Origin of the sequence: Rhodoferax sp. (assembly GCF_034519335.1) — a bacterium.
Lineage (GTDB): Bacteria > Pseudomonadota > Gammaproteobacteria > Burkholderiales > Burkholderiaceae_C > Allorhodoferax.
The window spans coordinates 159,215-172,418 of the sequence record NZ_JAXHOL010000002.1 but is presented as its reverse complement, the minus strand read 5'-3'; the positions used below and the strand labels follow the sequence as shown (position 1 = coordinate 172,418).

The 13,204-nt window shown below is 63.6% G+C and carries 18 protein-coding genes; 7 read left to right on the top strand and 11 right to left on the bottom strand.

The features are described 5' to 3' along the window. Window positions 1-8: 8 nt before the first annotated feature. Window positions 9-953, bottom strand: coding sequence for an EamA family transporter (locus U5O12_RS02685; protein WP_322577147.1), 945 nt, complete (start codon window positions 951-953; stop codon window positions 9-11). 65 nt (window positions 954-1,018) lie between these two features. On the opposite strand from U5O12_RS02685, the gene U5O12_RS02680 reads away from it, so the two are divergent. Further along, window positions 1,019-1,486: an Lrp/AsnC family transcriptional regulator gene (locus U5O12_RS02680; protein WP_322577146.1), complete on the top strand. Its 468-nt coding sequence runs from the start codon at window positions 1,019-1,021 to the stop codon at window positions 1,484-1,486. A gap of 96 nt (window positions 1,487-1,582) precedes the next feature. On the opposite strand, the gene U5O12_RS02675 is transcribed toward U5O12_RS02680, so the two are convergent. Together U5O12_RS02675 and U5O12_RS02670 are read right to left on the bottom strand one after the other, a co-directional pair. Then, a complete protein-coding gene (locus tag U5O12_RS02675) occupies window positions 1,583-2,674 on the bottom strand; it encodes a patatin-like phospholipase family protein (protein WP_322577145.1) in 1,092 nt (363 codons plus the stop codon). A gap of 60 nt (window positions 2,675-2,734) precedes the next feature. Beyond that, window positions 2,735-3,223, bottom strand: a complete 489-nt coding sequence (locus tag U5O12_RS02670; RefSeq protein ID WP_322577144.1) for an acyl-CoA thioesterase — start codon at window positions 3,221-3,223, stop codon at window positions 2,735-2,737. A gap of 46 nt (window positions 3,224-3,269) precedes the next feature. Here U5O12_RS02670 and U5O12_RS02665 point away from each other — a divergent pair, with 46 nt between their 5' ends. Further along, window positions 3,270-3,785 (top strand): DUF1993 domain-containing protein, encoded by a 516-nt coding sequence (locus U5O12_RS02665; RefSeq protein ID WP_322577143.1) that lies wholly within the window; start codon window positions 3,270-3,272, stop codon window positions 3,783-3,785. Further along, a complete protein-coding gene (locus U5O12_RS02660; RefSeq protein ID WP_322577142.1) occupies window positions 3,785-4,276 on the top strand; it encodes a hypothetical protein in 492 nt (163 codons plus the stop codon). Before U5O12_RS02665 ends, U5O12_RS02660 begins: the two co-directional genes overlap by 1 nt. Before the next feature lie 6 nt (window positions 4,277-4,282). Here the strand turns inward: U5O12_RS02660 and U5O12_RS02655 are convergent, their stop codons facing one another. The 3 genes from U5O12_RS02655 to U5O12_RS02645 are packed head-to-tail and all read right to left on the bottom strand — an operon-like array spanning window position 4,283 to window position 6,369. Continuing rightward, entirely contained in the window at window positions 4,283-5,656 is a 1,374-nt protein-coding gene (locus U5O12_RS02655) for a DNA polymerase Y family protein (RefSeq protein ID WP_322577141.1), read from the bottom strand. Next, complete coding sequence (locus U5O12_RS02650) at window positions 5,625-5,894, bottom strand: hypothetical protein (RefSeq protein WP_322577140.1); 270 nt, start codon at window positions 5,892-5,894, stop codon at window positions 5,625-5,627. The genes U5O12_RS02655 and U5O12_RS02650 overlap by 32 nt, the downstream gene beginning before the upstream one ends. After that, entirely contained in the window at window positions 5,881-6,369 is a 489-nt protein-coding gene (locus U5O12_RS02645) for a hypothetical protein (protein ID WP_322577139.1), read from the bottom strand. Before U5O12_RS02645 ends, U5O12_RS02650 begins: the two co-directional genes overlap by 14 nt. Before the next feature lie 140 nt (window positions 6,370-6,509). Between U5O12_RS02645 and U5O12_RS02640 the strand changes: the two genes are divergently transcribed. Continuing rightward, window positions 6,510-7,100: a flavin reductase family protein gene (locus tag U5O12_RS02640; protein ID WP_322577138.1), complete on the top strand. Its 591-nt coding sequence runs from the start codon at window positions 6,510-6,512 to the stop codon at window positions 7,098-7,100. A gap of 23 nt (window positions 7,101-7,123) precedes the next feature. Then, complete coding sequence (locus tag U5O12_RS02635; protein ID WP_322577137.1) at window positions 7,124-7,825, top strand: hypothetical protein; 702 nt, start codon at window positions 7,124-7,126, stop codon at window positions 7,823-7,825. 19 nt (window positions 7,826-7,844) lie between these two features. Here U5O12_RS02635 and U5O12_RS21105 read toward each other — a convergent pair whose 3' ends face one another. The 3 genes from U5O12_RS21105 to U5O12_RS02625 are packed head-to-tail and all read right to left on the bottom strand — an operon-like array spanning window position 7,845 to window position 9,603. Then, window positions 7,845-8,003: an NlpC/P60 family protein gene (locus U5O12_RS21105; RefSeq protein ID WP_416221433.1), complete on the bottom strand. Its 159-nt coding sequence runs from the start codon at window positions 8,001-8,003 to the stop codon at window positions 7,845-7,847. Window positions 8,004-8,050: 47 nt separating this feature from the next. Then, the gene (locus U5O12_RS21100) at window positions 8,051-8,374 is read right to left on the bottom strand and encodes an NlpC/P60 family protein (protein ID WP_416221425.1); all 324 of its coding nucleotides are present in this window, start codon (window positions 8,372-8,374) and stop codon (window positions 8,051-8,053) included. Further along, window positions 8,371-9,603, bottom strand: a complete 1,233-nt coding sequence (locus tag U5O12_RS02625) for a multidrug effflux MFS transporter (protein ID WP_322577136.1) — start codon at window positions 9,601-9,603, stop codon at window positions 8,371-8,373. Before U5O12_RS02625 ends, U5O12_RS21100 begins: the two co-directional genes overlap by 4 nt. Before the next feature lie 133 nt (window positions 9,604-9,736). On the opposite strand from U5O12_RS02625, the gene U5O12_RS02620 reads away from it, so the two are divergent. Both U5O12_RS02620 and U5O12_RS02615 read left to right on the top strand, forming a co-directional pair. Then, window positions 9,737-10,495, top strand: coding sequence for an ABC transporter substrate-binding protein (locus U5O12_RS02620; protein ID WP_322577135.1), 759 nt, complete (start codon window positions 9,737-9,739; stop codon window positions 10,493-10,495). A gap of 114 nt (window positions 10,496-10,609) precedes the next feature. After that, window positions 10,610-11,365 (top strand): ABC transporter substrate-binding protein, encoded by a 756-nt coding sequence (locus U5O12_RS02615; RefSeq protein ID WP_322577134.1) that lies wholly within the window; start codon window positions 10,610-10,612, stop codon window positions 11,363-11,365. Here U5O12_RS02615 and U5O12_RS02610 read toward each other — a convergent pair. Both U5O12_RS02610 and U5O12_RS02605 read right to left on the bottom strand, forming a co-directional pair. Continuing rightward, the gene (locus tag U5O12_RS02610; RefSeq protein ID WP_322577133.1) at window positions 11,340-12,305 is read right to left on the bottom strand and encodes a GlxA family transcriptional regulator; all 966 of its coding nucleotides are present in this window, start codon (window positions 12,303-12,305) and stop codon (window positions 11,340-11,342) included. The two genes, U5O12_RS02615 and U5O12_RS02610, sit on opposite strands and share 26 nt — an antisense overlap. Next, on the bottom strand, window positions 12,293-13,204 hold the full coding sequence (locus tag U5O12_RS02605; protein ID WP_416221432.1) for an EamA family transporter: 912 nt from the start codon (window positions 13,202-13,204) through the stop codon (window positions 12,293-12,295). The genes U5O12_RS02610 and U5O12_RS02605 overlap by 13 nt, the downstream gene beginning before the upstream one ends.

Genomic DNA, 13,204 nt, shown 5'->3' with positions numbered 1-13,204 from the left:
GTCAGGGTTTAAGCCCGGCCGGTGCGGCGGCGCAGCCCCTGCAACCACGCCACGATGGCCGGGCCGTACATGATCATGGCCAGCGCGCCGCCAATCAGCGGCAGCGCCAGGAACACCCAACCGGTCAGCACTTCCTTGCCAATCATCACGCCCACCACCAGCGCTACGGCTGGGTTCACAAACGAGTAACTGCCGGCCACAGCCGCCGTGGTGTTTTGCAGCAGCCACAGGTAGGCGTTGAGCGCGATCAGCGTGCCAAACACCAGCAGGTACCACCAGGCCATCCAGGCCTCATGCGTTACGTTGCTCAAGGCATTTTGTGGTTCGATCAACGATGCGGCAACAACCCCCATCAGCCCGCCAGCCAGCCACTCGGTGGCAGAGGCCATGGCTGGGCCCGGCAGGTCCAGCTTGCGCGAGGCATACGATCCCACGCTCCAGCACAGCGGTGCGCCAAAGGCAGCCAACGCACCCAGCCAGCTGGCGGAAAAGTCGCCCTCCATGGCCAGCAGCAGGGCACCGCCCACCCCCAGCACCAGGCCAATCCAGCTGGTTAGCGGCACACGTTCACCGCCCAGGCGTGTCCACAGCGCCAGCCACATGGGCATGGTGGTCACCACCGTGGCCATCAGGCCCGAGCCAATGCCGTGCTGCTGCGCAAACACCACCAGATTCATGGCGCCAAACACCATGAGCCCGCCCACCAGCGCAGCATTGCGCCACTGGCGCCAGCTGGGCAGCTTTTCGCCGCGCCACAGCGCCCAGGCCAGCATGATCACGCCAGCCAATGTGAAGCGCGTGGCATTCATCCACAGCGGCGGAAAGCTGTGCACCGCAATGCCGATGGCAAAGTAAGTGGTACCCCAGACGATGTAGACCAACCACAACGCCACCATGAGGCGCCAAAAAGGAGACAAACGCCAGCCGTGCTGAATATTGAGTGCCGAAATCATGAATAGTCCGTAAAATTTACGGCAACCAGCGCCGTTGGGCGTGATATTACCGAAAAACTGGCCCAATGCAAGCAAATATTCAGACGGATGCGATAGACGCCAAAATTCTTACGGCCTTGGGGGAAGATGGCCGTCGTTCTTACGCCGAGGTGGGGGCCGAGGTGGGCCTATCCACCGCTGCGGTGCATGAACGCGTGAAGAAAATGCTGGAGCGCGGCGTGATCCGCCGCTTCTCCATCAGCGTGGACCCGCTCACCGTGGGCCTGAATTTCACCGCGTTTGTGGCCATCCGCAACGACGGTGGCGCGCATTGCCGCGACATTTCGGCACGCTTGCGCGAGGTGAGTGCGGTCCAAGAACTGCACAGCGTGGCCGGTGAATACGACTTGCTGGCCAAGGTGCGCACGGCCCATGCACGCGACCTGGAGGCCGTGTTGCTGCAAATCAAAGCGATTCCCGGCGTGGCGCGCACCACCAGCACCGTGGTGCTGAACACCGAGTTTGAAGACCAGCCCCTGCGGCTCGGCGACTAGTCGAGGAAAAGGCAATTTGCCGCCGGGCCGCCCCAAGGCAAATGAGCCCCCTTGGGGGCAGCGACCCGCGCAGCGATGGAGCGTGGGGGCCTCTAACTAGGCCAACCATTGCTGCATATCCACCGTGGTGCGTTGGCCAACCGCACTGGCGTGCTCAGCCAGCCACTGCTGACCGCGGTGCAGCCCCTGGTCGTGCAGCAGGTTCAAAAAAGGCGCGTGCGCCACCATCTTGGTCTCGCTGCGCTGCAGGCTCTCCAGGTTGCTGGAGTCAATCATGTGGAAGCGCACGCTCTGCAGACGCCGCTCCAGCGGGCCTTGGTGCTGGGTCACGTGGGCCGCGTCCTGCACGCGGGCAAACATCTGCATCTCCCGCATGAAATGGGCCTTGAAACCCAACTCTTCCATGCGCGCCTCAATCTCGTCCTTGGTATGCGGCGTGCCTTCATGCTTGAGCGGCGCCAGCAACACCAGCAGCACATCACCCGCCGCACAGTCGTAAAACAGCGGAAACACCGCGGGGTTGGCCGCAAAACCGCCGTCCCAATACGGCTCGCCCTCAATCTCCACCGTGTGGTGAATCTTGGGCAGGCAGGCCGAGGCCAGCAGCATGTCCAGCGTCAGCTCGTGTTCGCGAAACAAACGCAGCTTGCCGGTGTTGACCTGGGTGGCGCCGACAAACAGCTTGAACGGGCTCTCGGCGCGCAAGCGTTCAAAGTCGATCTGGCGCTTGAGCAGGCTGCGCAGCGGGTTGATGGCCAACGGGTTCAGCTCCGCTGGCGAGAAGAACCCCGCCCACTGCGCCAACATCTTGGTGGCCGGCGAGAGGCTGATCGCATCGCCCCCGCCCGTGGTCAGCATGCCCCAGGGCAGCTGCTGGCTCACCTCGGTCCAGAACTGGGCCAGGGCTTCGCGCGCACCGTCGCGGCCGCCGGTCATCCAGCCCTGCGCCATCACCACCGCATTCATGGCGCCCGCGCTGCTGCCGCTGATGCCCTCAAAGTGCATGCGCGGGTCTTGCAGCAGCGCGTCCAGCACCCCCCAGGTGAAGGCGCCATGCGCACCACCCCCTTGCAGGGCAAGGTTTAAGCGGGCAGGAGACGGGGTGTTGAGACGCGTGCGCCAGAGGCGCCTGAACAGCTGGCTGCCCGCAGAGGGCAAGAGGCGACGGGCAGTGGTGGGAAGGTCCATGGCCAAAGTCCTTTCGTTGCACACGAGGACATGCAGTTGCGGACCAGTATAGGGTTTTCCCTAGATCGTGCTGGCCTGCCGGGTTTGGCGGAACTTCTGCTCCAGCTCGTGGCGCAATGCTTTGCGCATCTGCGCCGCTTCAAAGCGGCGTATCTCGTCGGGCGTCTCGGGCTGCAGCGCGGGCACCGGCGCTGCCTTGCCCGCATCGTCCACCGCCACCATGGTGAAGAAGCAGCTGTTCACATGGCGCACTTCCTGGCTGCGGATGTTTTCGGCAATCACCTTGATACCCACTTCCATGGACGACTTGCCGGTGTAGTTGACGCTGGCCAAAAAAGTGACCAGTTCGCCCACATGGATGGCCTGCAGAAACAGCACCCGGTCCACACTGAGCGTGACCACATAACGCGAGGCATAGCGACTGGCGCAGGCATACGCCACCTGGTCGAGCAGCTTGAGGATGGCGCCGCCGTGCACATTGCCGGAGAAGTTGGCCATGTCGGGCGACATGAGCACGGTCATGCTGAGTTGGTGGGTAGGCAGGTTCATGGGCCCGAGTGTAAAAGAGCCGCCCTGCCGGGCTATATTGCACCCCATGTTTCCACCCTTGTTTGACGCCAGCGTTCCCGTGTTCCGCCGCTACCTTGTGCAGCTGCAGGGGCTGCTGGCGCGGGCAGCGCAGCATGACCAGTCCGCCACGCTACTGCAGGCGCGGCTGGCGCCCGACATGCTGCCGCTGGCCGTGCAGGTGGAGGTGGCGGTGAACTTTGTGTTTCGCGCTTGCGCGCCCCTGGCAGGCCAGGCCGTGCCAGCCTTTGGCGAACACCGGGCCAGCTTTGCCACGCTGCAGGCCCGTGTAGACCAGGGCTTGGCCTTTCTGGCCACCCTGCAACCCACGCAATTTGCCAATGCCGCGCAGCGGCAGATCAGCGACCCGGCCGGGGAGACCACGGTCACTCTCGACGGCAGCACCTTTTTGCAGCAATACGCGCTGCCCAACTTCTTCTTTCATCTCAGCATGGTCTACGCCATCTTGCGCCAGCAAAGCCTGCCCCTGAGCAAGGGCGACTTTGATGGCTGGCATGTCTACGAAGCCACGGCGCCGCGCTGATGCACCGCCCACATTGGTCCGACCGCAGCCTCCTTGCCTTGGCCGCTGCAATGGTCTGCGGCGCCTCTGCCTGGGCCCAAGACGCCACCGAAGCGCCTTCGCCTGATGCGCTTTGGGTCAACGTGGGGGCATTGACCTACCACGCCAACCAAAGCAAGGGCTACAACGAAAACAACCATGGCCTGGGTGTGGAGTACCGGTTGCGGCCCGACACCTCGGTGATGGTGGGCACCTTCTACAACAGCGTGCGCCGCGACACCCACTACGCCGCCGTGAACTGGCAGCCCATCGCGCTAGGCGACTGGAAGCTGGGCATGGCCGTGGGCGTAATGAATGGCTACCCCGCCATGAAGAATGGCGACTATTTTGTTGCCGCCTTGCCCATGGTCAGCTACGAAGGCCAACGTTTTGGCGTCAACCTCAGCCTGATCCCCAGCGTGGCCCAGATTGATGGTGCGCTAGTGGTGCAAGTGAAGTTTCGCCTGTTCTAAGCCCTCTTATGCATACAGCCCGTGCAGGTACCAGGGCGCGTCTTGCGCGCAGGGTACTCCGTCTGCTGTCAGTCGCTCGCGGTACACCCACACCAGCCCGGCCTGCGGGCTACGGGCAATGAAGTAATCGCGCAGCACGGGCGCACCGTCCAGCCAGCCCGCCTCCAGCCGCTGCGGCCCCACCAGCAGGGCCAGCGGCCCCTGGTACTGCGGGCAGTGGTCACGCACCGGCAGGCGCTGCGGGCTGGGCAAAAGCCAGGTAGGCCAGACACTGGCCTGGGGGTGTGGTTCATGGTCTTTTAGGCCTCTAGGCCCCATGGATATTGCGCGAAAAGCTCCTGATTTCGTAGCATTTTGTGGTGGCGTATCGGCACACCACGGTGCCCAATGCTGCATCTGCTCTGGCCGGTGGTCGGCCAGCGGGCTGACGCACTGCACCTGCGCCGCCCCCAGCCGCGCGGCCAGGCGCTCCAGCGTCTGGTGCAGGCTGTCGCCCTTGCGCACGTCGTCGGGCAGCAGGCTGTGGCTCTCGCCACCCAGCGGCTGGGTCTGCAGGCTGCGCAGGCGCAGATAAAGCACGGGCGCGGGCAAGGTCACGCGCGCCAACTGCTCGCCCAAAATGCGCTGCAAGTGCGCCATGTCTTGCGTGGCCTGGGCCGTGCGCAGTTCCAGCCGGCCCTGCTGGCCGCCCGTATGGTGCGCATCCACATGCAGCGTGTTGGAGCGGCGCGCGTCCAGGTCCCACAGCAGCTCCAGCGCCAGCACGCCACGCTGGCGTGCGCGCAGCCACACCAGCAGCTGCGTCAGCAGGCGGCGCGCGCCAAACAGCAGGGCCGGGGCGGACTCCACGCTCGCAGCCAGCTCCAGCGGCGCGTCAAACACCTCGGGCAGCGTGAGCCAGGGGTAGACCTCGGGGCGCTGGCCCCAGGCGCGGTCCAGCGCGTCCACCAACTCGGCGCCAAAGCGCCGCACCAGCCCGCCACGTGGCAGCGCGCGCAACTGGCCCCAGCTGCGCACGCCCAGGCGCGCCAGCGTCGGTAGGTGCGGCCGGGCTGCGGCCAGCACGTGCACCGACAGCGCCTCGGGCGCCACCTCGCGCCCGCTCCATAGCCGCCCCAACGCTATCAAAGACGTAGCGCCTTGCGCAGTTTCCACCGGGGCCAGAGGCTGATTTGGCTCCAAAATCTGCTGCAGCAAGGCACGGCGCCCGCCAAACAGGCGCTCGCTGCCCGACACCTCCAGCACCAGCGCGTCCTCCACCCGCGCCACCAGCGGCGTGAAGCGCAGCGCCCACCAGGCCAGCGCGGTGTGCACGTCGGCCAAGGTGGGCTCGGGCGGGGTGGCGGCATCAGGCGTGGGCCGCAGTGCGATCCAGTGCATGGGCACCCTCCGCCGCCAACAGCACGGCCAGGCGGGCCGCACGCGCCTGCAGCTGCAGCGGCTGGGCCAATGGCGGGCCACGGCGCTTGACGATGTGCACCGCCAGCGCGTCCAGCCGCGGGCTCTGCACCGGTGGCTGCGGCTGCAGCACCAAGCGCAGGGCGGCGGGCGAGGCATCGGCCTGCAGCGCGGCCGGGCGCATCACAAACAGCAGCTTGTGGTGCTCAGCCGCTGCCATCTGCAGGCGGCGCAGTTGGTCGCTGCGGGCCTGCGGCAGCCAGGCCAGCACCGCGTCCACCTCCGCGCAGCGCAGCAGTTGCTCGGTGGCCCACAGCCGGCCGTCCTGGGCTGTGCCCGTCGCACCTGTGGCCCCCGTACTGATCCGCCACCAAGCGGCTGGCACGCAGGCCCAGCGCCGCCAGGGCTGGCGCAAACGGCAGGTAGGGCGCGCCCACCAGCACCACCGGCCCCTGGCCGCAGCGCGCCAGCGCGGGCAGCAGCAGCCGCCATTCGCTGTGCACACCGGCGGGCTGCAGCAGCTCCACCAGCGCGCCCACGGGCCAACCGCCGCCGGGCAACTGGGCGTCCAGCAGCGCATCACCCGTAGGCTGCACCACCTGCGGGCTACCGGCCAGCGCGTGCGCATGCCAGACATCGGCGTGGATGTCTTGCGGGTCAGGCGAACCGGAGTGAACGCGCGCTAGGCTAGTCATGGCAAGGGTTTGAACATAGTACTGTTTTTTTAAACAGTATATGGAAAACGCCCCTGCTATCAAAATCAAGAACAGGCGTGCCAGCCCCGGCGGGGGCTGCCGCGGCACGGGCTTTTGGCGGCTTTGCTAGAGTGGCCCGCATGACCACCCTGCCCGCTTTCTGCACCCCCGTCACGCTGGACAAAGCCTACCGCCTGCTCAACCACGGCCCCACCGTGCTCGTGTCATCCGCCCACGCAGGCCAGCACAACGTGATGGCGGCGGCCTGGTCCATGCCGCTGGACTTCAGCCCGCCCAAGGTGACAGTGGTCATCGACAAGGCCACGCACACCCGCGCGCTGGTGGAAAGCAGCGGCTGGTTTGCCCTGAACGTGCCCGCGCGCGGCCTGGCCCAGGCCACGCTGGGCGTGGGCAGCGACAGTGCGGCGGCCATGCCCGACAAACTGCAACGCCATGGCATCCAGCACTTTCAACCCGAAGGATGTGACTTGCCCCTGGTGCAGGGCTGCGTGGGCTGGCTGCTCTGCAAGCTGGTGCCCGAACCGCACAACCAGCAAACCTACGATTTGTTCATTGGCGAAGTCACCCAGGCTTGGGCGGATGAGCGCGTGTTCGTCAATGGGCACTGGGAGTTTGACAAGGCGCCGGATGAACTGCGGACCTTGCACTATGTGGCGGGCGGGCAGTTTTTTGTGATTGGGGAGGGGGTGAAGGTGGAGATCACCCAATAGGATCGCGCACAAGGACTTAGTACATGACCGCCCAACTCAGTCTGAAACTTGGATTATTTACGACACTAAGAAATGGAATTTCAATGCGAAAGACCGCACACATAACAGCCATCATTCTGGGCGGATTGACTCTCTCGATTCTTTTTGCATCGCTTGGGTTTGCATTTGGCGTAGATAACTCTGGGAAGAATTTGAACGAAGTAATCATTCCACTTCTATCCATGATAAGTGGATGGGTCTCAGGCATAGGCGCTCTAATCGCGGCTGTTGTGGCACTGAATATTGCAGAACGCCAAGCAACACATGAACATCAGCAGGATGCAGTTCGTTGCTTGCATCATTCAATGGCCATTACAAATGACCTCAAAAGCAGAGTTCACTCATTACGACTTACTCTTACACAAGGTAATCGCCCGTTAGTTGTTCTGAACAAGTATGCAGAAACAATCGAGCGACGCTATGAAATGCTTTATGACAGGGAAATTTATCGACATTTGCCAGGTGACGTCATTGGCATGATCACGGGAATGGCGGGAAGTTTCTTCGGCCTAACCACTCTCGTAGAGGGTCTTGCTTCCGGTCTAAAAACTCAGCCACATGAATTAATGGCTCCCCCACAAGCTGACACAGCACAGGGGCTCAATGCATCATTCGAAAAACTAGAGAACGAGCTGGACGCACTATTTACAAAACTCAGTGCCGTTCGGCAGAGGCTAGAAAAATAGACTCCTCCGGATGCTCATCTCACGGCCTCCGATAACTCACCTGCTGCTTCGCCCAATACGCCGACTTGAGGCTATCCAGCCGCACCGTCCCGCCCGTGGATGGCGCGTGCACAAAGCGCCCCTCCCCCACATAAATGCCTGCATGCGTGGCGCGGCCGTTTTGCGCAAAGACGACCAAATCGCCCGTGCGCAAACTGGGCGCGGGAATGCTGGTGCCCCAATCGATCAAGGCCCAGCCGTTGAGCGCGGCGCCACCACACCGGCGCGCTGTTTGTAGACGTAGCCGATGAGGCCGCTGCAATCAAAGCCGCTGGCTGGCGTGTTGCCGCCGTAACGGTAGGGGGTGCCTACCAAACCAATGGCCATGACGGTGACGTCGTTGGCCTGGTCCAGCGTCAGGCGGCCAGCGGGCTGGGGGGCAGCCACCGGCGGTGCCGATGACTGTGGTACCGAGGAGCAGCCGGCCATCACCACCAGCGCACCCGCCAAAAGCGCCGTGCCAATCGGCGACCCCACACGCTCTGCCCATCGCATGGCTGCGCCGCTCACAGGCTGTCCACCTTCTGTCCGATTTCGGGCCACTGCCGGCGGATAAACACCCAAGAGCACAAGCCCAGGCACATCATCAACACCGAGGCGGTGGCCAGCCCCACGGTGGAGTGCATGACCAGGGGCGAAATAACGCCGGCCACAATGCCGTTGGCAGTCGATCCCACAAACATCTGCAGGCTGGACGCCATGCCACGGCGGTCGGGGTGCAGGTCCAGCACCAGCAGCGTGACCACCGGCACCATCATGGCCCAGCCAAAAGCGAAGATGGCAATGGGGAACAGGGCCCAGCTCACGTGCGCCTTGAAGACAAGGTTGGCGGCCAGATTCAGCAGGCCGATGATCAGCATGATGAGAAAGCCGTTGCGGATCTGGCGCTTCGGGCTGATCTTGCCGGCCACCCGGCCGCTGACAAAGGCGCCGCCCATGATGCCGCTGATAGTGAGCACAAAGAACCAGAAGAACTGCTGCGGCTGCAGGCCCAGGTGCTCACCCAAGAACACAGGCGCGCTCAGCACATACAAAAACATGCCGTTGAACGGAATGCCGCTGGCCAGCGCCAAGAGTACAAAGCGCGGGTCAGAGCCCAGCTTCCAGTAACCGGCCATGAGGTTTTTGACATGGAAGTGCTGGCGGTCGGCAGGCCGCAGGGTCTCGGGCAACAAGAAGTAATTGGCCACCCACAAGAACACGCCCACACCGGTCAGGAACCAGAAGATGCCGTGCCAGCTGGCGTGCACCAGCAGCCAGCCGCCCACCATGGGCGCGATGGCCGGGGCCACGCCAAAGAAGATGGTGACCTGGCTCATGACCTTTTGCGCCTGCGATGGCGGGAACACATCGCGGATGACCGCACGCGACACCACAATGCCTGCGCCGGTGGACAGGCCCTGCATGGCGCGGAAGAAGATGAGTTGGCCAATGCTCTGGGCCAGCGCGCAGCCAATGGACGCGATGGTGAACGCAGCCAGCCCCCACAGCACCACGGGGCGACGGCCAAAGCTGTCGGAGAACGAGCCATGGAACAGCGCCATGAAGGCAAAACCAAACAAGTAAGCCGACAGCGTTTGCTGCATCTGCACCGGTGTGGCGCCCAGCGACTGGCTGATGCCCGCGAAGGCGGGAATGTAGGTATCGATGGAGAACGGCCCCAACATGCCCAAGAGGGCCAGCAGGATGGAGAAGGCCCATTGCGGGGCGCGCCAGAGTTTGAGGGCGTCGGGATTCATGAAAGAGAAATGGGGCTGTGCAACAGTCTATTGAAACACGGACAGCGAAGAAACATGCGCTTGCCGAGCAAGCCTGCGCCGGGCACGCGGTTTTGCAGGTTATGCTTTATTTGCTCATCAAACTAAAAGGTGCATGGTGAAGTTGTTCGTGGCGTGCGTGTTGGGATTGCTCTTGGGCGCCGGTGCAGGGGCTGCGGACATTGCCGTGTTCAGCGGCGACGGATCGCCACCCAAGATGTATGTGCAAGAGGGTAAAAACCGCGGCATCCTGATCGACATCCTGCAATACGCCGACCAACACCTGCACAACGACAGCCTGCAACTGGCACTCTACCCCTGGGCCCGCGCATACCTGCAGGCCTCGTCAGGCGACGGCGGCATTGTGGGTTTGTCGTGGACCCGTCGCAGGGAAGAACTCTTCGATTATTCGGACCCACTGTTTTTTGATGAAGTGGCGGTGGTCGTGCGCAAGGGGAACGAGTTTCCGTTCAGGACCCTGAGCGACCTGCGTGGCAAACGCGTGGGTATTGTGCGGGATGCCAGTTATGGCGAGGCGTTTGAGAAAGCCCGTGATGCGGGTGTGTTTGTAGTGGACGGCGACAACGGGGCCAGCAACCGCCTGCACAAGCTGATGGCCGGGCGCATTGACTGCGCGCTGTTCAATGTGGGCAAGGCGGGGTTTGAAGAGACGCTGCGCATTCACAAAGATTTTTTGCCCTTCAAAAACACCTTGGTGGTGCTGCCCGTGCCCTTGCGCAGTGACCCGAATTTTCTGGCCTTTCCCAAAAGCATGCACATGAAACCCTGGCTGGTGACGTTCAACCAGGTCATCAAAAAAGGATATGCGCGTGGCGATATTCCCAAGATCATCGCGCAGAACCTCGGCTCCTAACCTGCACCGGGTCACCCGCGGCGCAGGCACAAGGGGCGACAGTACAGGGAGCTGAAAAGGCGGCATACTGCGCAGGGACTTCGCGTACGTTGGAATGCACAAGAAGGAAATGCCATGAAAAAAATCCTCAGTGCCTTGTTGGGGCTGTTGCTGGCAAGCGCGGCCTGGAGCATGGACCTCACCATCTTCGGCGGTGACAGCTCGCCCCCCAAGATGTACCTGCAAGACGGTAAAAGCCGCGGCATCCTGATCGACATCCTGCAATACGCCGACCAAGAACTGCGCGAAGACGAGCTACGCATTGAGCTCTACCCCTGGGCCCGTGCCTACCGCTACGCGACCAGCGGCGTTGGGGGCATCGTGGGCCTGTCGTGGACACAGGAGCGCTCTACCCTGTTTGACTACTCGGACCCGGTATACGTGGACGACGTGGTGATTGTGGTGCGCAAAGACAAGCAGTTCAGCTTCAAGGAACTGGCAGACCTGCAGGGCAAACGCGTAGGCCTGGGGCGCGGAGGAAGCTACGGCGAAGCTTTTGAAAAAGCCCGCGAGGCGGGTTTGTTTGTGGTGGACGGTGATGGTGGTGCCACGGACCGCATCAACAAACTGGTGCTGGGCCGCTTGGACTGCGCGCTGTTCAACGCGGGCAAAGCCGGGTTTGAAGAGCTGCTGCGCAGCAACAAGACTTTGGAAGGGCTGCGCGACATGCTAGTGGTGCTGCCCGTGCCGCTGCGCAGCGACCCGAATTTTCTGGCGTTCCCCAAGAACATGCAGATGAAACCCTGGCTGGACAAGTTCAACCAAGTCATCAAACGCGGCTACGCGCGCGGTGACATCCCCAAAATCATCGCACAGAACTTCGGCCCGTAACGGAGGCAACACCCGCGCAGCGCTGCCACACACGCCTGAAATCGCGCGCAGAACCAAAGCCACAGGCCTGCGCCAGCTGCTCCTGCGACAGCGTGGGGTTGTGCGTCAGCATGTCCTGCGCCCGCGCAATGCGCAACTGCTGCTGGTAGGTCACCACGCTGATGCCCGTGTGCAGGGCAAACAAACGGCTCAGGTGGCGCGGGCTCACACAGGCAACTGCCGCCAGATCCTCCAGCGCCCAACTGCGTTCGGGTTCGCGCGCTACGGCGTCCTGCGCGCGGTGCACGGCCGGATGCATGTGGTTGCGGTGCGCCAGCCAGGGCGACATTTGCGGGTCGTGTGCGCCACGGCGCTGGTACATGACCAGGCGGCGCGCCACACGCGCGGCCAACTCGGGGCCCGCGGCCTGCTCCACGATGTAGAGCGCCAGGTCAATGCCGGTGGTGATGCCGGCGCTGGTGAGCACGCGACCGTCGTCCACAAAAATGCGGTCCGTCACCACATGGGCGCTGGGCACACACGCCTGCAGGTCGGCAATCAGCGTGTGGTGGGTGGTGCAATGCCGCCCTTCCAGGCAACCCGCCTGCGCCAGCAGCAGCGCGCCGGAGCAGATGCTAGCCAGCCGCGTGTCGGCCTGCGGTGCGGTCTTGAGCCACTGCACCACGGTGTGTGCGGCCTCGGTGGCGTAGTCCACCACCTCGTTGCTGTTGCCCACCACCAGCACCAGGCTGCGCGGTGGCAGGTGCGCGGGCAAAGGCTCCAGACCCGACAAGCCCGTGCCCAACGAGGTGCTGATGGAGGCTTGCGGCCCGCAAGTGTGCAGCGCAATGGGCGCGCCCATGTCACGCGCCATGCGCAACGCCTCAGCCGGGCCCGCGTAGTCCAGCATCAGCACGTTGGGCGTGAGCACCAGGTAGATGGAGAGCGTCAGGTCTTCCATGCCATCTCCTTGATGCGGGCGAACAGTGGCGCGCCAAACACATTCACCAGCAGCCCCGCCATCAGCAAGGCACCGCCCGCAAAGTGGATGGGGCGCAGGGCCTCGCCAAACACCAGCCAGCCAGTGCTCAGCCCCACGATGGGCACCAGCAGCGTGAACGGCGCCACGCGGTTGGTGGGGTAGCGCGACATCAGGTGCGTCCACAGCCCATAGCCCAAGAGGGTGGCAGCCCAGGCCAGGTAGGCGATGGCGCCCACGGCGACTAGGTCGATGTGCTGCAGGGCCTGCAACATGGCGTCTGGCCCTTCCAGCCAGGCCGAGAGGCCCAGAAACGGCAGCGGCGGCACCAAGCTGGCCCAGACCACAAAGGCCAGCTGGTTCATGGGCCCGTAGCTGCCCACCGCGCGTGTGACGATGTTGCCGCAGGCCCACATGACCGCGGCCGCAATGGTGAGCAAAAATCCCAATAGCGGCATGGACACACCATTCGCCGCACCGCTGGCGCTGCCGATCAACACCAGCCCCACGGCGGCCAGCAACAGCCCTGCCATTTGGTTGGCCTGCCAACGCTCCTTCAGCCACCACGCCGCCAACAGCAGCGTGAAGAACGATTGCGACTGCAACACCAGCGAGGCCAGCCCGGAGGGCATGCCCACGTGGATGGCGCTGAACAAAAACGCAAACTGCCCCACCGAGATGGTGAGGCCATAGGCCAGGTACAGGCGCAGCGGCACCTTGGGCGGCTTGAGGAACAGCAGAGCAGGGAACGCCGCCAACATGAAGCGCAGCGCCCCCAGCAGCAGCGGCGGAATACCCACCACACCGACCTTGATCACCGCAAAGTTGACGCCCCAGACCAGGATGACCAGCAAGGCCAGCCCCAGGTCTTTGGGCCGCAT